The following is a 17,378-nucleotide window of genomic DNA, read 5'->3' as shown; positions in this document are numbered from 1 at the left end:
ACTGCATCGACTGAATACCCGCCGGCCATCCCGGCCCTGTCTTACGCATCCTTGCCATCCCGGAGCACCATGTCGTCCTTCCGTCCCGAGTTCATCCACGAGATTCCCCGCCACTGGGCCGTGCAGGCACCGCAGGCGCCCTGCCTGCGCGAGGCCGGCGGCATCGTCAGCTACGGCGAGCTGTGGCGGCGCATCGAGGCCGCGCGCGACTGGCTGGCGGCGCAAGGCGTGGGCGCGGGCGACCGGGTGCTGGTGGCCGGCGAGAACTGCAACGAGATGGTGGTCATGCTGTTCGCCTGCAGCGCGCTGCACGCCTGGCCGATCCAGGTCAACGCCCGCCTGTCGGCGCGCGAGATCGACACCATCCGCGCCCATGCCGAGCCGCTGCTGACCTTCTTCACCGGCCACGTCTCCGAGGTGGCGGCGGCGCACGGGCAGCGCCTGGGCGCGCAGCCCAGCGGCTGCCCGGTGTTCGATGCCGGCATGCACGTGCTGCGCGCCGCCACCGTGCCGCAGCGCGTGGCGGCGGAGGAGGCGCGCCAGGTGGCGACGCTGATCTACACCTCGGGCACCACCGGCGCGCCCAAGGGCGTGATGGTGCCGCATGCCGGCCTGACGCACTTCGCCCGCATCTCGGCCACCTCGCGCGAGCTGGGGCCGGCCGACATCGCCTACGGCGCGCTGCCGATGTCGCACATCTTCGGCATCGCCACCGTGCTGATGGCCACGCTGTACGCGGGCGCCAGCCTGATCCTGCGGCCGCGCTTCGATGCCGGCGAGGTGTTCGACGCGCTGGCCGAGCCCGGCATCACCATCCTGCAGGGGGTGCCGACCATGTTCACGCGGCTGATGGCGGTGGCGCCCGGGCGCGCGCACCCGGCCGGCGGCTATCCGCGCCTGCGCTACCTGTACACCGGCGGCGCGCCGCTCGATCCCACCCTCAAGCGCGAGGTCGAGCAATGGTTCGGGCAGCCGCTGCACCATGGCTACGGCATCACGGAGTACGCCGGCTCGCTGTTCATCACCCGCATGGAAGCGCCGCGTGCCGACTGCTCGGCTGGCTACATCGTCGAAGGCGTCGAGATTGCCATCACCGACGGCGAAGGCAAGCCGCTGCCGGCGGGCGGGCGCGGCCAGATCCGCGTGCGCGGCCCGGGCGTGATGGCCGGCTACTTCCGCAACCCGGAGCAGACCGCGGAGGCGCTGCTGCCCGGCGGCTGGCTCAATACCGGCGACCTGGGCTACCTGGCGGACGACGGCGCGCTGTTCATCTCGGGGCGCTCCAAGGACCTGATCATCCGCTCGGGCTTCAACGTCTACCCGATCGAGGTCGAGGCCGTCATCAACGCCTTCCCGGGCGTGCGGCAGTCGGCGGTGGTCGGGCGCACGGCCGCCGACGGCAACGAGGAAGTGGTGGCCTTCGTCGAGCCGCAGGAAGGTGCCGTGCCGGACCAGGCGGCGCTCGATGCCTACCTGCGCGAGAACCTGGCGCCCTACAAGCGGCCGGCCGAGATCCGCGTGATCGACAGCATTCCCACCACCGCCAGCGGCAAGCTGCTCAAGCAGCCGCTGCGGGCGTTGCTGGGCTGAGACGGAACCGACGAACCGACGAACCGACGAACCGACGAGCCGACGACAAGAGCGGCAAGCGTGCCGCCGGCGCCCCGACGAGTTCCCGCAGCAACGCGCACAGACCGCGGAGACCGCAGGGAACCGTACAAGACCCGAAGGACATCAAAGGAGAAGACAGATGAAGCGATGGATGGCCGCGGCAGCGGCATTGCTGACGATCGTGCAGGGCAGTGCCTGGGCGGAGAGCTACCCGAGCCGGCCGATCCGGCTGCTGGTGGGCTATGCGCCGGGTGGCCCGGTGGACACCGCGGCACGCATCTACGCCGACCAGCTCGGCCGCGTGCTGAAGCAGCCGGTGGTGGTGGACAACCGTGCCGGCGCCAGCGGCGCGATCGCCGCCGACCTGACCGCCAAGGGCAAGCCGGACGGCTACACGCTGTACTTCGTCGCCAGCCCGACCATGACCATGACGCCGCTGATCCAGAAGACGGTGAACTTCAACCCGACCAAGGATTTCAGCTACATCGGGCTGATCACCGACTACACCAACGTGCTGGTGATCAACAAGGACTTCCCGGCCAAGAACGTCAAGGAGCTGGTCGAGTACGCGCGCAAGCATCCCGATGGCGTTTCCTTCGGCTCGGCCGGCATCGGCGCCTCCAACCACCTGTCCGCCGAACTGCTGGCGCAGATGAGCGGCGTCAAGATGCTGCACGTGCCCTACAAGGGCAACGCGCCGGCGATGACCGACGTGATGGGCGGCAAGGTCACCTTCATGTTCGACATCACCGGCACCGCCATCGGCCATATCCAGGGCGGCAAGGTGCGCGCGCTGGCGGTGACCTCGCGCACGCGCAACCCGGCGCTGCCGGACGTGCCCACGCTGATCGAGTCGGGCCTGAAGGACTATGACCTGACCGGCTGGTATGCGCTGGTCGGCCCGCCCAAGCTGCCGGCCGAGGTGGTCGACAAGCTGGTGGCCGCGCAGAAGGCCGTCGGCGAGGTGCCGGAGTTCAAGCACCGCATGAGCGAAGTCGGCTACGACCTCGACGTGACCGGTCCCAAGCCGCTGGCCGACCGCATCCAGCGCGAGCTGGCGCTGTGGGGCAAGGTGGTGAAGACAGCCGGGATCGAGACGCAATGAGCGCGTGATCCGATGGCCGCGTGACCGCGTGATCGCATGACTGTATGACCGCAAGGAGGGTCCCGCCGCGGGCGGGGCCTTTGCCACCAGCTTAGGCGTGGGGCGGGACGGGCCGGCTGGTCGGTCCCGCCCCGTTTTTTTGGGCGGCGCGCGGCGGGCGTGTGCCGTTCAGCAGGTGGGGGTGCCTTGCCCCGGCAGCAGCTCGCGATAGAAGTTCGGCAGCGCGAACTGGGCCTGGTGGACGGCGCCGTTGTAGTAGCGCAGCGCGCCGATGCCGCGCGTGCGGATGCGCTCGTCGATGGTCTCCGCCGGCACGGCGAGCGGGTCCAGCCTGTCGGAGACGCAGGCCATGCCCCAGTAGCAGCCGTACAGCGGCACGTAGAGCCCGAAGGGGCGCACGTGCGCGAAGAGCCGGCCCAGCAGGGCGAGCTGGCGCGCCACCTGCTCGCGCTGGAACACCGGCGAGCCGATGTGCAGGGTCAGTGCGCCGCCGGGCGCCAGCAGTTGCCCGGCCACGCGCAGCGCCGTCTCGCCGTAGAGCGGATGCGCGGGCGTGTCGGGATCGGTCAGGTCGAGCACGATCAGGTCGAAGCGCTCGCCCTGCGGGTCGGCCGCCTGGGCCTCCATATAGGCCAGTCCGTCGCCGATGCGCAGCGCCAGCCGCGCATCCTCGAAGGCGCCGCGATGGATGGCGTGCAGGTGCTTGCGCGCCAGGCGCACCACTTCGGCATCGAGTTCGGCCAGCACCAGCCGTTCCAGGCCGGGATGCTTGAGCAGTTCCTCGCTGCAGCCGCCGTCGCCGCCGCCCAGCACCAGCGCGCTGCGCGGCGTCGGGTGCGCCAGCGCGGCGGCATGGGCCATGGGTTCGTGATAGAAGAACTCGTCGCGCTCGGAGGTCATGTAGCGGCCGTCGATGCGCAGCAGGCGGCCCCATTGCGGGGTGTCGAACACCTCCAGCAACTGGTGCGCCGAGCGCAGCGTTTCCAGCCGCCGGGTGGCGCGGAAGCCGTAGGCGCAGTCCGCGTTCAGCCATTCCAGCAGCAGTTCGTTGGCGTTGTCCTGCGGCTCGTCGCTGCCGCGCAGGATGCGGTTGGTGCTCTGTTGCGCGGGCGCGAAGGCGACCAGCAGCGCGTCGAGCAGGGCCTCGGCCTTGGGCGAGTTGTTGGCGGAGAAGTTGCAGACGTAGACGTCGAGGGTGACGCCGCCGCGCTCGGGCCAGGTGTGCACCGCCAGGTGGGATTCCGCCAGCAGGCAGGCGCCGGTGACGCCGCCGGGCTGGCCGCGCCAGCGCGGGAAGGGGTGGTATTTCTGCGCCACCAGGCTCAGGCCGGCGCCGGCGACGGCCTGCCGGCACAGTTCGGCGAGCGCCGTTTCGTCGGTCAGCAGCGCGGGGTCGCACTGGCAGCCGTAGAGATCCGCGGTGAGGTGCAGGCCATGCATGTCGGTGAGCGTCCTCCTGTGCAGGGCGGCCCGAGGCCAGGCTGGCGGGCCGGCGGGCCGGATGGTGTCGGGCGGCGCGCGTTCCTCGGGGAGGAGAGGGCACGCGCCGCCCGGCACGGTGTCGCGGGGAGGGGAGGATCCCCGCGCCGGAGAACGACGCAGTATAGCCGGCGAAGCCTGGGGTAGCCAGCCGATGTACGGGAATTGTGAAATTTCCCGCCGCCGGCGCTCATGCCGGTTCAGCCGGCCGGGCGCTTGCGCAGCAGGTAGCGCTGCTCGCCATCCATCACCAGCTCGCCGCGCTGGTTATGGACGGTGCTGCGCAGCGCCAGCACGCCGGTGCTGCGGTTGGGCGACAGCTCGCAGACTTCCAGCGCGGCGTAGAGCGTGTCGCCGACGAAGACGGGATGCAGGAAGCGGCTGCGCTGCTCGATGAAACCCATCAGCGAATCCTCCACCATGTGCGGAAACAGGCCGGCGCCGGCGGCGGTCTGGATCAGCACCTGGTAGCCGTGGGCCAGCATGTGCGGCATGCCGCGCGCGCGGCAGTACTCGGCATCGTAGTGGACCGGGTGGTTGTCGCCGCTGGCGAGCTGGAAGGCGGCGAACAGCGCTTCGGTCATGGTGCGCGACGGCAGCACGAAGCGCTCGCCGAGACGGAAGTCGTCGAAGTAGCGCGATTCGCACAGGCGGTGGGCGCGCGGGTCGAAGGGGATGTCGGTCGGGGCGGTGCTCATGCTGCGTGGCGGTCCGGAAGTGTGAAGTGTGGGCCGCGCCGGGGCCGGCGCGGGCGGAGACCGGCGGGGCGCGCAGGGGCGTCCGGCCGCCGGGGGGCTTGCGCCGTCAATCGGCGCGGATGCCGAGCCGTTCCACCAGCGCTTTCTCCTCGGCGATCTGCTGCAGGGCGAAGCGGGTATAGGCCGCGCTGTCGAGATACATGGGCTCCTGGTCCATGCGCTTGAGCGTGGCGAGGTAGCGCGGGTCCTCGGTGGCCCGGCGCAGCGCGTCCTGCAGCACGGCGACCACCTGCGGTGCCATGCCCTTGGGGCCGGCGACGCCGTAGGGCGAGCTGGAAACCATGTCGTAGCCGAGCTCGCGCAGTGTCGGCGCGTCCGGCCAGCGCGGCGAGCGCTGCGCGGTCCACAGGTTGAGCCAGCGCAGCTTGCCGGCATCGACCAGCGCTCCAGCGGCGCTGCCGGCCGCGCACAGCTGGACGTGGTTGCCCATCAGCGCGTTCAGGCAGTCGGCATCGCCCTTGAAGGGGATGTGGTTGACGTCGAGCTTTTCCTTGGCGGCCAGCTCCAGCATGGTGACATGGGGCGAACTGTACTGGCCCGGCGAGCCATAGCTGATGCCGCCGGGGCGCGCGCGGGCGTCGCGCAGGAAGTCGGCCCAACCGCGCCAGGGCGAGTCGGCGCGTACCACCACGCCAAAGATGTAGCCCGTGATGCGCGACAGGTAGGTGAAATCGCGCGCGGGATCGAAAGCGGTCTTCTGGATGAAGGGCTGGCGGAAGACCGTGACAGGCATCAGCGACAGCGTATAGCCGTCTGGCGCTGCCTGGCGCAGCGCCAGCGCGCCCATGGTGCCGGCGACGCCCGGCTTGTTTTCCACCACCACGCTCTGGCCGAGCGCGCCCTGCAGCGACTGGGCGAACTGGCGTGCCACCACGTCGGTGGTGCCGCCCGGGGCGTAGGGCACGATCAGCGTGAGCGGGCGCGTGGGGTAGGCCGGCTGTCCCTCGGCCCTTGCCGCCGGGGCGCAGGCCAGGACCATGGCAAGCGCTGCGCCGGCCGTCCGGGCCGTGCGCAGGGTGAAGCGTGCTGCTGTCATCGGATGTCTCCTCCTGTGCATTGGCTCGCCCTGTTATCGCGGCGCCCGCGCGCTTGTTCTGGGGCCATGGCGCGGTGCGCCGGCTGGCGCGGTGCGCCGGCTGGCGCGGGGCGATCAGCCCGCCAGCTCCGCCCAGGCTTCCATCGCCTGGCCGCCGGTGTCGTCGCCGGTCCACAGCACGACGCGGCCGGGCCGGTCCGGATCGGGCGTGCCGCCGACGGTGACGGTGTCGTGGTCGAACAGCGGCGCCACGCCGCGGAAGCCGAAGCGGGCCACGCGCGCCTGCGGCTGCTCGCGCGCCAGCAGGTCGAGCGTCAGCACGGCCTGCAGCGGGCCGTGCACCACCAGGCCGGGATAGCCTTCCACGTCGCGCACGTAGTCGTGGTCGTAGTGGATGCGGTGGCCGTTGAAGGTCAGTGCCGAGAAGCGGAACAGCATGACCGGGTCGGCGTGCAGGCTGCGCTGCCAGCGCGGCGCGTGTTGCAGGCGCGGGCGCGGCGGCAGGGGCTGGCCCGGCTCGGGCATGGCGCGGTAGACGAGGTCCTGGCGTTCGCTCAGCACGCTTTCGCCGTCCACGGTGAGGTCATGCTCCACGGTGGCGAACCACAGTTCGCCGCTGCGCCCGGACTTGTGCTGGACGTCGGCGATGGTGGAGGTGCGCGTGACGGTGTCGCCGACGCGCAGCGGACGCTTGAACGCGAGCTCGCCGCCGGCCCACATGCGGCGCGGCAGCGGCATCGGCGGCATGAAGCCGCCCAGCGCGGGGTGGCCGTCGCCGCCGATCTCGTGCTGGGGCGCGCGCGGGAGGAAATAGAGCCAGTGCCACAGCGGCGGCAGCGCGCCGCGCACGATGGCGTCGCCATCGAGGTCCAGCGTGGCGGCCAGGCCGATCACGGGTTCGGGGGCGAGCGTCTCGGTGCGGCTTTCGCTGCGGCCGATCCACTGGCGCAGGTGTTCGAGGGGGCTGTCTTGGGTCATGGCGGTCGGTTGTGGAGAGGGCCGCGCGCGAGCGCGGCCCGGTAGGTGGGTGGCGGTCAGCTGGAGGCTGGCGCGGACAGCAGGGCCAGCAGGCGCTTGGCCTGCTCGATCACCGGGCGGTCGACCATCTTGCCGTCGACCTGCACCGCATGGCTGCCGGCGGCGGTGGCGGCGAGCACGCGGCGCGCCCAGTCCGCCTGCTCGGGCGTGGGCAGGAAGCCGGCACGCACCGCCTGCAGCTGCGCCGGATGGATGCACAGCTTGGCGCCGAAGCCCAGCGCGCGCGCGTAGGCCACGTCGTCGGCCAGCACGGCCTCGTCCTTGAGCGCGGTGGTGACGCCATCCACCGGCTGGGCCAGCCCGGCCACGCGCGAGGCCAGCACGATGCGGGCGCGCGCATGGGCCAGGGCCTCGCGCACGTGGGCGCAGCCCAGGTCCACGGCATAGTCGAGCGAGCCGAAGGCCAGCCGCGCGACGCCGTCGGCCGCCGCCACCTCGTCCACGCGATGCAGGCCGAGCGCGGTCTCGATGATGGCCACCAGCGTGCCTTGCGGGGCGATCTGGCGCAGGGCGTCGGCGATCCCGGCCAGCGCGGCGGCGTCTTCCGCCTTCGGCACCATCAGGCCGGCCAGGCGCGTGCCGGCCGGCAGCGCGCGCAGCCAGGCCAGGTCTGCCGGGAAGGCCGGCGAGGCCGCGTCATTGATGCGCACCAGGGCGGCCGGGCCGGGGCCGCGTGTGGCCAGCCAGGCGGCGATGGCCTCGCGCGCCGCGGGCTTCGCGTCCGGATGCACGGCGTCCTCGAGGTCGAGGACCATCACATCGGGGGCGGCCGCGGCGGCCTTGTCGAAGCGTTCCGGACGGTCGCCCGGCACGAACAGGTAGGAAATGGCGTTCTGCATGGACATGGCGCGATGGATCAGCGGGCGGCGGGCAGCCAGTCCTTGACGTCGGGGGCGGCTTCCAGGGCCCACACGCGCGCGATGATGGCGCGCATCTCGGCCTCGGAAGCACCGTGGCGGAAGGCGCCGAGCTGGATCGCCTTGGCCTCCAGTTCGGGGCGCGACAGCGTGTTGTCAGGGTCGCCCTTGGGCACGTCGACGCGGCCTTCCAGCGTGCGCCCGTCGGTGGTGCGCACGGTCACGCGGCCGATCCACTGGCGCGGGTAGGCGTTGTTGATCTCGTCGTCGAGCGCCATCGCCACCTTGGCGCGGAAGGCCGCCACCTTGGCGTCCTGCAGCGCGTGGTCCTCGAATTCGCCGAGGCCGGCGTGCGCGTGCACGGCCACCAGGCCCAGCACCGTGCCCATCGAGAACTTGGCCTGGTGGATGGTGACCGGGTTGACCACCGGGCCGAGCACGTCGATGGCGCCCTGGTGCACGTGCGCGGTGACGCTGGCGATGTCCTCGGCGCGCAGCCCTTCGCGCACCATCACCGCCTTGAGCGCATCGGCCGCCGGGTGGGTGTGGCGGCAGGAGGCGAAGAACTTGAACGAGGTCTCGGCGGTGGCCCAGCGTGTGCCCAGGCCGTCGGTCAGGCGCGACGGGTCGGCATCGCTCGACATGCCCGCGGCCATGCCCTGCGCGCCTTCGAGGATCTGGCGCGCGCCGGTGAAGCCGGCACGGGCGAGCCAGGCCGACTGCAGGCCGTCGGCGGCCGCCTTGGCGGTGTGGAGCTGCTTGGAGTCGGCGGCGTCGCGCAGGAATTCCCACAGGCCGGCGGCCTGCGTGCCGGCCGAGCCCAGCGCCTGGTTGATGCCCTCGGCGTCCAGGCCGTAGAGCTTGGCCACCGCAGCGGCGGCGGCCAGCGTGCCGACCGTGCCGGTGGTGTGGAAGATGCGGTAGTGCGAGCGGCCGAGGAACTCGCCGATGCGGATGCCGGCCTCGTAGCCGGCGATCGAGGCCAGCAGCACCTCGGCGCCGCTCTTGCCCTCGGCCTGTGCCGCGGCCACCACGGCCGGAAACACCACGGCGGCGGGATGCAGCACCGAGCTGTTGTGCACGTCATCCTGCTCGACCACGTGCGAGGACGCGCCGTTGATCAGCGCGGCGAAGTAGGGCGAGGTGCGGCGGCGGTCGACGAAGACTTCGCTGTCGCCCTGCTGCGGACCCATGGCCGCGGCGAACTCCTGGATGCGGCGCACGGCCGGCGCATCCTTGCCGGCGATGGCCGAGGCGATCCAGTCGAGGAAGAGGTCCTTGGTGCGCTCCACCACCGGGGTGGGCACGTCGGCCAGCGTGAAGCGCGCGAGGAACTCGCACAGCTGGCGGGTCGGGTAGGAATGGTCTGCGGGTTGGCTCATGCCGGCTCCGGAGGAGGGTTGTCTGTTCGGGTGCTGCACTGTGTCCTGCGATCTGTCTGCGGCCCGGCTTCCGGGGACAAGCGGAAGGGGGCATATGCTGGTGGGGGAGAGAGGGCCGGCCTTCGCCGGTACGACGGTGTTCACTCCGCGCTGGCGCCCGTCCTCACCCGCACCCCACTCCCACCAGTGTGAGCGGGGCGAAAACCTGGCGGTCGACGCTGCGTTCCCGCGCACGCCCGCCTGCCCGTCACACCACCTTGCGCTGCATCATGTCGTCGATCTGCGCCACGCCATAGCCCAGCTCCGCCAGCACGGCGCGCGTGTGCGCGCCCAGCGCCGGCACGTCGCCCATCACCGGGTCCACGCCCGACAGGTTGGCGGGCGGCAGCAGGGCGCCGATCGGGCCGCCGGGGCAGCCGACTTCGCGCCAGCGCTTGCGCGCGGCCAGCTGCGGGTGGTTCCAGACCGCTTCGATGTCGTTCATCGGTGCGTTGGCGATCTGCGCGGCATCCAGCAGCGCTTCCACCTCGCCGACGCTCAGCTCGGCGAAGCGCGCCTCGATCAGCGCGGTGAGCGCGTCGCGGTGCTTGACGCGCCCCGAGTTGCTGGCGAAGCGCTCGTCCTGCAGCAGTTCAGGCTGGCCCAGCACCTTGTCGCAGAAGGCCTGCCATTCGCGCTCGTTCTGCAGGCCGAAGATGACGCTGCCGCCGCCTCCGGTGCGGTGCACGCCGTAGGGCGCGATGGCCGGATGGGAGGCGCCGAAGCGGGCCGGCGGCGTGCCGCCGTAGTGGCCGAAGTAGAGCGCGTAGTTCATCCACTCGGCCAGCGCTTCGAGCATGGTGACCTCGACGCGCAGGCCTGCGCCGGTGCGGCCGCGCTGCAGCAGCGCGGACAGGATGCCGCTGTAGGCATACATGCCGGCGGCGATGTCGGCGATCGAGATGCCGGCGCGCGAGGGTTCTTCCGCGCTGCCGGTGATGCCGATCAGGCCGGCCGCGGCCTGGATCAGCAGGTCGTAGGCCTTCTTGTCGCGGTAGGGACCGGAGTCGCCGTAGCCGGAGATGTCGCACACGATCAGCTTGCGGTAGCGGCCGTGCAGGGTGTCGAAGTCCAGGCCCATGCGCGCGGCGGCGCCGGGGGCGAGGTTCTGCACCAGCACGTCGGCCTCGGCCAGCAGCTTGTGCAGCACGGCCTGCGCTTCCTCCTGCTTCAGGTCCAGCGTCAGGCTCTGCTTGCCGCGGTTGAGCCAGACGAAGTGCGAGGCCTGGCCGTGCACGGTTTCATCGTAGCCGCGCGCGAAGTCGCCCGCGCCGGGCCGTTCGATCTTGATCACGCTGGCGCCGAGGTCGGCCAGCTGGCGGGTGGCGAAGGGCGCGGCCACGGCGTGCTCCAGCGAAACCACGCGGATGCCGTCGAGGGGGCGGATGCCGGGAATTGTCATGTCAGGGTAGGGGGGCTTAGAACGAACGCGGCAGTTCGAGCACGTGCTCGGCCACGTAGGACAGGATCATGTTGGTGGAGATCGGTGCCACCTGGTACAGGCGCGTCTCGCGGAACTTGCGCTCGATGTCGTACTCGGCGGCGAAGCCGAAGCCGCCGTGCGTCTGCAGGCAGGCGTTGGCCGCTTCCCAGGAAGCGTCGGCGGCCAGCAGCTTGGCGATATTGGCTTCCTTGCCGCAGGGCTGGCCGGCATCGAAGAGCTCGGCGGCCTTGTAGCGCATCAAACTGGCGGCCTCGACGTTGCAATAGGCGCGCGCGATGGGGAACTGGATGCCCTGGTTCTGGCCGATCGGGCGCTCGAACACCACGCGCTCGCGCGCGTAGCCGCTGGCGCGCTCGGTGAACCAGTAGCCGTCTCCGATGCACTCGGCCGCGATCAGGATGCGTTCGGCGTTGAGGCCGTCGAGGATGTACCTGAGTCCCTGGCCTTCCTCGCCGACCAGGTTCTCGGCGGGCACCTCCAGGTTGTCGAAGAACAGCTCGTTGGTCTCGTGGTTGACCATGTTGCGGATGGGGCGGACGGTCAGGCCGCGGCCGAACGCCTCGCGCAGGTCGACCACGAACACCGACAGGCCCTCGGACTTGCGCTTGACCTGGTCCAGCGGCGTGGTGCGCGCCAGCAACAGCAGCAGGTCGGAGTGCTGCACGCGCGAGATCCACACCTTCTGCCCGTTGACTACGTACTTGTCGCCGCGCCGCACCGCGGTGGTCTTGAGCTTGGTGGTGTCGGTGCCGGTGGTCGGCTCGGTCACCGCCATCGACTGCATGCGCAGCTCGCCCGAGGCGATGGCGGGCAGCCAGCGGTGCTTCTGCGCTTCCGAGCCGTGCCGCAGCAGGCAGCCCATCACGTACATCTGGCCGTGGCAGGCGCCGGAATTGCCGCCGGAGCGATTGATCTCCTCCATGATCACCGAGGCGGCGCTCAGCGGCAGGCCGGAGCCGCCGTAGGCCTCGGGGATCAGCGCCGACAGCCAGCCGGCTTGCGTCAGCGCCTGCACAAAGGCCTCGGGGAAGGCGTTCTGCTCTTCCACGCGCTGCCAGTAGGCGGAGTCGAAGCCGGCGCACAGGCCGCGCACGGCTTCGCGGATATCGGGATAGCTCTGGTCTTGTACCGCTGCGGCAGCCATGGGCGGATGCATTCGATGCTGGAGAGGGAATGCGGCCATTATTCCCGAGGGGTTCCGGCGCCGAAATTCGGATTTGCGAAAGAGCGGCTTAGGGGAGCCGGAATTCTGCTGCCGTTCCCGGGGCGGTAGCCAGGGCAACCAGGGCAACCAGGGCGGCCTAGGGTTGACCCCGCTTCATGCGCGCCTTGTCCTGCCTTCGGCAAATGCGAATGGCGCGCGCGCGTGATTCGTCCGACCCTTGGCTTCGCACCTGCCGGCGGCATGGCGCCCGCCGGAAACCAGATCCGTAACGAAGCAGCGAAGCCACGAAGAACAGGACAGAACAGGACCGAGGAGACCAGGCATGAAGCACTTCCTAGCGAGGCATCCGGCAGCATCCGCGCAGCGTCGACACACCCAGACAACCGCCGGCGCGGCGGCGGGCGGCGGCCGGGCGGGCTGGACGGGCTGGGCTGACTGGCTGATGGGCGCGGCACTGGCCGCGCTGCTGGCGCTGCCGCTGCCTGGCGCGGCGGCCGATGCCTACCCCAGCCGTCCCATCGCCATGGTGGTGCCGTTCGCGGCGGGCGGGCCGACCGACGTGGTGGCGCGTACCCTGGCCGCCTCGATGTCGAAGACCCTGGGCCAGAGCGTGGTGGTGGAGAACCGGCTCGGCGCGGGCGGCACCGTGTCGGCGGCCTATGTGGCCAAGGCGGCGCCGGACGGCTACACCATCCTGATCCACCACAATGGCATGGCCACGGCACCGGCGCTGTACCCCAGGCTGCCCTACCATCCGCTGACCGACTTCAGCTTCGTCGGCCAGGTCGCCGACGTGCCGATGACCCTGCTGGGCCGCCATGACCTGCCGGCCGCCAACCTGGCCGAGCTGGTCCGCTACATCCGCCAGAACCCGGGCAAGGTCAACCTCGCCAACGCCGGCCTGGGCGCGGTCTCGCAGTTGTGCGGCATGCTGTTCCAGAAGGCCATCGGGGTCGAGCTGACGGCCATCCCCTATCAAGGCACGGCGCCCGCGCTGACGGCCTTGCTCGGCAGCCAGGTCGACATCCTGTGCGACCAGACCACGCAGACGCTGCCCCATATCAAGGCCAGCCGCGTCAGGCTCTACGGTGTCACCACGACCGCGCGCATCCAGGCCCTGCCGGACGCGCCGACCCTGGCCGAAGGCGGCCTCAAGGGCTTCGAGGTCAAGGTGTGGCACGGCATCTACGCGCCCAAGGGCACGCCGCCCGCGGTGATCGCCCGGCTCAACGGCGCGCTGCGCGCCGCGCTCAAGGACCCGGCGGTGGCCGCGCGGCTGGCCGACCTGGGCGCGCAGATCGTGCCGGAGGACAAGCAGACGCCGGAGGGCCTGCGTACCTGGCTGCAGTCCGAGATCGAGAAATGGTCGCCGATCATCAAGGCGGCAGGCGTGAAGGCGGACTGAGGAGGTCCGGGGCGGACCGAGGCGGGCGGAGCAGGGCGCGCGGTAAGATCACGGCTATCGTGTCTTCCCGCCCATGCCCGCCGCTGCCTGCCCCTGCCTGCCCGCTCAGCGGCGGCGGTTTCCGGAGCCCGCCTTGTTCGACGACATCAGGCAACACTTCCCCCGCCTGCGTACCGGCGCCGACTTCCACGCGCTGCGCGCCGTGCGCGAACGCGGTGAATACTGCGCCATGCGGCGCGGCGTGGCCGAGCCGCCGCGCCTGAACGACGACGCCGGTGCCATGCTGAGCGTGCGCGTGGGTGGAGCCGAGGCCTATGCCGCCACCGCGGACCTGAGCCAGTCCGGCCTGCAGGCCGCGCTGGAGCGGGCCGAGGCGCTGGCGCGGCGCCTGGCCGCCCACATGCTGGTCGACGCGCGCGGCCTGCCGCCGCCGCAGGGGCGCTCGCACTATGCGTCGCCCGGCGCGGGCAGCTCGTTTCCCTCGCTGGCGGAGCGCTTCGCCCTGCTGGCCGACGAATCGGCGCGCCTGCCGGCCGATGCGCGGCTGGTGAACTGGCAGCTCTACCTCGATCACCGCAGTGTCGAGCAGCTCTACCTGAACAGCGCCGGCGCCGAGCAGTGGCAGTCGCTGCGTTTCGTCTATCCCGGCATCAGCGTGACCGCCTTCGACGGCAGGGACAGCCAGACGCGCACCTTCGGCGGCTTCGGCAGCGGCCGCCAGGGCGGCGTGGAGGTGCTCGACGCGCTGGGCTTCGCTGGCGCCGCGCCGCGCGTGGCGGAGGAGGCGCTGCAGTTGCTGGCGGCGCCCAACGCGCCCGCCGGACGGCGCGACCTGCTGCTGATGCCCGAGCAGATGATGCTGCAGATCCACGAGTCCATCGGCCATCCGCTGGAACTGGACCGCATCCTGGGCGACGAGCGCAACTATGCCGGCACCAGCTTCGTGCGGCAGGAGGATTTCGGCCACTACCAGTACGGCTCGGCATTGCTCAACGTGACCTTCGATCCCGGCATCGCCGAGGAGCTGGCCAGCTACGGCCACGATGACGATGGCTCGCCGGCGGACAAGGCCTACCTGATCCGTGCCGGCCGCCTGCTGCGGCCGCTGGGCGGCGCGCTGTCGCAGCACCGCACCGGCATGCCCGGCGTGGCCAACAGCCGCGCCAGCGGCTGGAACCGCGCACCCATCGACCGCATGGCCAACCTCAACCTGGAGCCCGGCGACCGCAGCCTGGCGCAGCTGGTGGGCGGCATCGAGCGCGGCATCCTGATGACCACCAACCGCTCGTGGTCGATCGACGACGCGCGCAACAAGTTCCAGTTCGGCTGCGAATGGGGGCGGCTGATCGAGAACGGCGAACTCAAGGGCGTGGTCAAGAACCCCAACTACCGCGGCATCTCGGCCAGCTTCTGGCGCAGCCTGGCGGCGGTGGGCGATACCAGTACCTTCGAGGTCCACGGCACGCCCTTCTGCGGCAAGGGCGAGCCCAACCAGATCGTGCGGGTCGGCCATGCCTCGCCGGCCTGCGTGTTCAGCGACGTGGAAGTGTTCGGAGGGGCGGCATGAGCGGCATGAGCGGCATGAGCGGCATGGCAAGGATCCCGGCCAGGGCGGTCGATGGCGCGGACGGCGCCGAAGCCGCCTTCGCGCGGCTGGCCGACGATGCCCGCGCCGCGCTGCGGCCCGGCGAGGACTTCACGCTGTGGTACAGCGCCGAGGTCTCCGAGTTCGTGCGCTTCAACCGCGCGCGCGTGCGCCAGGCCGGGCAGGTCAGCCAGGCGGTGGCGCGGCTGCAGCTGATCCGCGACGAGCGCCACGCGGAGATCGTGCTGACGCTGGGCGGCGGGCCCGAGGTTGACCGCCTGCGCCTGCAGGAGGGCCTGGCGCGGCTGCGCGAGGCCATCGGGCAGCTTCATCCCGATCCCTACCTGATGATCCCGCGCGAGGCCTGGCAGCGGCGCCGCGTCGAGGCCGACGGCGCCGCGCCGGACAGCACGGCGGCGCTGGCGCAGATCGCCGGACTGGCGGCCGGCCTCGACCTGGTGGGCATCTACGCGGCGGGGCCGCTGCTGCGCGGCTATGCCAACAGCTTCGGCGCCTACGGCTGGCACGCGGTGCCGGCCTGCCATTTCGACTGGAGCCTGTTCCACGCCAACGGGCAGGCGGTCAAGGCCGACTATGCCGCCGCGCGCTGGGACACCCAGGCCTTCGCCGCGCGCTTCGCGCAGGCGCGCGCGCAGCTCGATCACCTCGGCAAGCCGGCGCGCACGCTGGCGCCCGGCGCCTACCGCGCCTACCTGGCGCCGGCGGCGCTGGACGAAGTGGCCGGCATGCTGGGCTGGGGCGCCTTTTCGGCGCGCGGGCTGGCCGACAAGGAAAGCCCGTTGCAGCGTCTCTACGACGGCGGCGCGCGCCTGAGCCCGCTCGTGCAGCTGGACGAGACGGCCAGCGGCGCGCTGGCGCCGGCCTTCGGCCCGCAGGGCCTGCCGCGCGCCGACGTGGCCCTGGTGCGCGACGGCGCGGCGGCGGGCCGGCTGGTCTATCCGCGCAGCGCGCGCGAGTACGGCCTGCAGGCCAACTGCGCCGACGCCGACGAGTCGCCGCAGTCGCTGGCCATGGCCGGCGGCACGCTGGCGCAGGCGGACGTGCTGTCCGCGCTGGGCACCGGGCTCTACATCGGCAACCTGTGGTACCTGAACTGGTCGGATGCGCCGGCGGCGCGCCTGACCGGCATGACGCGCTTCGCCACCTTCTGGGTGGAAGACGGGCGCATCCAGGGCCCGGTCGGCACCATGCGCTTCGACGACAGCCTCTACGATTTCCTCGGCACGCACCTGGAGGCGCTGACGCGCGAGCAGGACCTGCGGGTGTCGAGCAGCACCTATGGCGAGCGGCAGACGCAGTCCGCGCTGCTGCCAGGGGCGCTGACCAGCCGGCTGGTGCTGACGCTGTAGCAGGAAGGGGAGACCCCGACCGTCACCGGGGCCGGGCCGGTGCGGACCGCCCCGGCCCGGCTCAACGGCTCAACGGCTCAACGGCTCAACGGCTCATCGGCTCAACGGCTCAACGGCGCATCCGCCCGGCAGATCAGACCGGCTCGCGTGCCGCGTCCTTCAGGTATTCGATCAGCGTTTCCGCGAACTGCGGCAGCTCGCGTCCCGGGCGCCGCACCAGGCGCAGCTCGCGCCGGGCCCATTCGTCCTCGAGCGGGATGAAGCGCAGCACCTTGCGGCTGGCGTAGCGGCGCGCGCAGCTGTTGGGCACGATGGCGATGCCGGCGCCGGCCTCGACCATGCGGCACACGGCGTCGAAGCTGCCCACCTGGATGCGCAGGCTGATGCGCTTGCCCATGCCGGCCGCGATGCGGTCGAGGAAGGACTGGATGGCGCTGAACTGGTTCAGGCCGACGAAGCGGCAGGTATCGAGCAGGTCGGCGAAATGCAGGCGCTTGAACTGCGGCAGCGGGTGGTTGACCGGGGCGATGACGATCAGCTCGTCGCTGCACAGCTGCATCGCGTCGAGGTCGTCGGTGGCCACTTCGCCGGCCACGATGCCGAGGTCGGCGGCGCCCGCGCCGATGGCCGAGACGATCTCGGCCGACAGGTGTTCTTCCAGCTCCACGTCCACGTCCGGGTTCTCGGACAGGAAGCGCGACAGCGCCGTGGCCAGGAAGGAGTTGGTGGCCGTGGTATTGGCCAGCAGGCGCACCCGGCCCTTGACGCCCTTGGCATAGGGGCTCAGGTCCGAATGCAGGCATTCGAGCTCGCGGAATACTTCGCGCGCATGGCGCAGCAGCGCCTCGCCCGCGGGGGTCAGGCGCACGCCCTTGACCTGGCGGATCAGCAACTGGGTCTGGAAGGCCTCTTCGAGCTGCTTGATGCGCGTGCTGGCGGCGGGCAGCGACAGGAAGCTGCGTTCCGCGGCGCGGGTCAGGTTCTCGGTTTCACCGACATTGAGGAACAGGCGCAGGTCGGTCAGATCGTAATGCATGCGTTTCGTCGGGCCAAAGGCCGCTTTTGTGAATGGTGAATTCCCATGTCTCCGCCGCCAATTTATCG

14 protein-coding genes are annotated in these 17,378 nt (G+C 71.3%); 5 read left to right on the top strand and 9 right to left on the bottom strand.

Annotation, left to right across the window (positions count from 1 at the left end; translation table 11 throughout):
• Window positions 1–69: 69 nt before the first annotated feature.
• Together BKK81_RS18915 and BKK81_RS18910 are read left to right on the top strand one after the other, a co-directional pair.
• Entirely contained in the window at window positions 70–1,590 is a 1,521-nt protein-coding gene (locus BKK81_RS18915; RefSeq protein WP_071016764.1) for a class I adenylate-forming enzyme family protein, read from the top strand.
• A gap of 160 nt (window positions 1,591–1,750) precedes the next feature.
• A complete protein-coding gene (locus tag BKK81_RS18910; RefSeq protein WP_071016762.1) occupies window positions 1,751–2,716 on the top strand; it encodes a Bug family tripartite tricarboxylate transporter substrate binding protein in 966 nt (321 codons plus the stop codon).
• A 168-nt stretch (window positions 2,717–2,884) separates the two neighbouring features.
• On the opposite strand, the gene speE is transcribed toward BKK81_RS18910, so the two are convergent.
• The 8 genes from speE to BKK81_RS18870 all read right to left on the bottom strand — a co-directional run bounded on the left by speE (window position 2,885) and on the right by BKK81_RS18870 (window position 11,893).
• Entirely contained in the window at window positions 2,885–4,156 is a 1,272-nt protein-coding gene (gene speE / locus BKK81_RS18905) for a polyamine aminopropyltransferase (protein ID WP_071016760.1), read from the bottom strand.
• 239 nt (window positions 4,157–4,395) lie between these two features.
• Window positions 4,396–4,893: a MaoC family dehydratase gene (locus tag BKK81_RS18900; RefSeq protein ID WP_071016759.1), complete on the bottom strand. Its 498-nt coding sequence runs from the start codon at window positions 4,891–4,893 to the stop codon at window positions 4,396–4,398.
• Window positions 4,894–4,999: 106 nt separating this feature from the next.
• On the bottom strand, window positions 5,000–5,989 hold the full coding sequence (locus BKK81_RS18895) for a Bug family tripartite tricarboxylate transporter substrate binding protein (RefSeq protein WP_071016757.1): 990 nt from the start codon (window positions 5,987–5,989) through the stop codon (window positions 5,000–5,002).
• A 114-nt stretch (window positions 5,990–6,103) separates the two neighbouring features.
• Window positions 6,104–6,967 carry an FAS1-like dehydratase domain-containing protein gene (locus BKK81_RS18890; RefSeq protein ID WP_071016755.1) on the bottom strand — a complete coding sequence of 288 codons (864 nt, stop codon included), beginning with the start codon at window positions 6,965–6,967 and terminating at the stop codon, window positions 6,104–6,106.
• Between the two features lie 56 nt (window positions 6,968–7,023).
• Window positions 7,024–7,866 carry an HpcH/HpaI aldolase/citrate lyase family protein gene (locus tag BKK81_RS18885; RefSeq protein ID WP_071021799.1) on the bottom strand — a complete coding sequence of 281 codons (843 nt, stop codon included), beginning with the start codon at window positions 7,864–7,866 and terminating at the stop codon, window positions 7,024–7,026.
• A 17-nt stretch (window positions 7,867–7,883) separates the two neighbouring features.
• Entirely contained in the window at window positions 7,884–9,266 is a 1,383-nt protein-coding gene (locus tag BKK81_RS18880; RefSeq protein WP_071016753.1) for an MmgE/PrpD family protein, read from the bottom strand.
• A gap of 247 nt (window positions 9,267–9,513) precedes the next feature.
• A complete protein-coding gene (locus BKK81_RS18875; RefSeq protein WP_071016751.1) occupies window positions 9,514–10,707 on the bottom strand; it encodes a CaiB/BaiF CoA transferase family protein in 1,194 nt (397 codons plus the stop codon).
• Between the two features lie 16 nt (window positions 10,708–10,723).
• The gene (locus tag BKK81_RS18870; protein WP_071016749.1) at window positions 10,724–11,893 is read right to left on the bottom strand and encodes an acyl-CoA dehydrogenase family protein; all 1,170 of its coding nucleotides are present in this window, start codon (window positions 11,891–11,893) and stop codon (window positions 10,724–10,726) included.
• 463 nt (window positions 11,894–12,356) lie between these two features.
• On the opposite strand from BKK81_RS18870, the gene BKK81_RS18865 reads away from it, so the two are divergent.
• The 3 genes from BKK81_RS18865 (at window position 12,357) to BKK81_RS18855 (ending at window position 16,274) form a co-directional block, all read left to right on the top strand.
• Window positions 12,357–13,319, top strand: a complete 963-nt coding sequence (locus tag BKK81_RS18865; RefSeq protein WP_071016747.1) for a tripartite tricarboxylate transporter substrate-binding protein — start codon at window positions 12,357–12,359, stop codon at window positions 13,317–13,319.
• Window positions 13,320–13,452: 133 nt separating this feature from the next.
• Window positions 13,453–14,886, top strand: a complete 1,434-nt coding sequence (locus tag BKK81_RS18860) for a TldD/PmbA family protein (RefSeq protein ID WP_071016744.1) — start codon at window positions 13,453–13,455, stop codon at window positions 14,884–14,886.
• The gene (locus BKK81_RS18855) at window positions 14,883–16,274 is read left to right on the top strand and encodes a metallopeptidase TldD-related protein (protein WP_231908168.1); all 1,392 of its coding nucleotides are present in this window, start codon (window positions 14,883–14,885) and stop codon (window positions 16,272–16,274) included. Before BKK81_RS18860 ends, BKK81_RS18855 begins: the two co-directional genes overlap by 4 nt.
• Before the next feature lie 133 nt (window positions 16,275–16,407).
• On the opposite strand, the gene BKK81_RS18850 is transcribed toward BKK81_RS18855, so the two are convergent.
• Window positions 16,408–17,310, bottom strand: a complete 903-nt coding sequence (locus BKK81_RS18850; protein WP_071016742.1) for a LysR family transcriptional regulator — start codon at window positions 17,308–17,310, stop codon at window positions 16,408–16,410.
• Window positions 17,311–17,378: the final 68 nt, after the last annotated feature.

This window comes from Cupriavidus sp. USMAHM13 (assembly GCF_001854285.1).
Classification (GTDB): Bacteria; Pseudomonadota; Gammaproteobacteria; order Burkholderiales; family Burkholderiaceae; genus Cupriavidus; species Cupriavidus malaysiensis.
This window is presented reverse-complemented; position numbering and strand designations above follow the sequence as displayed.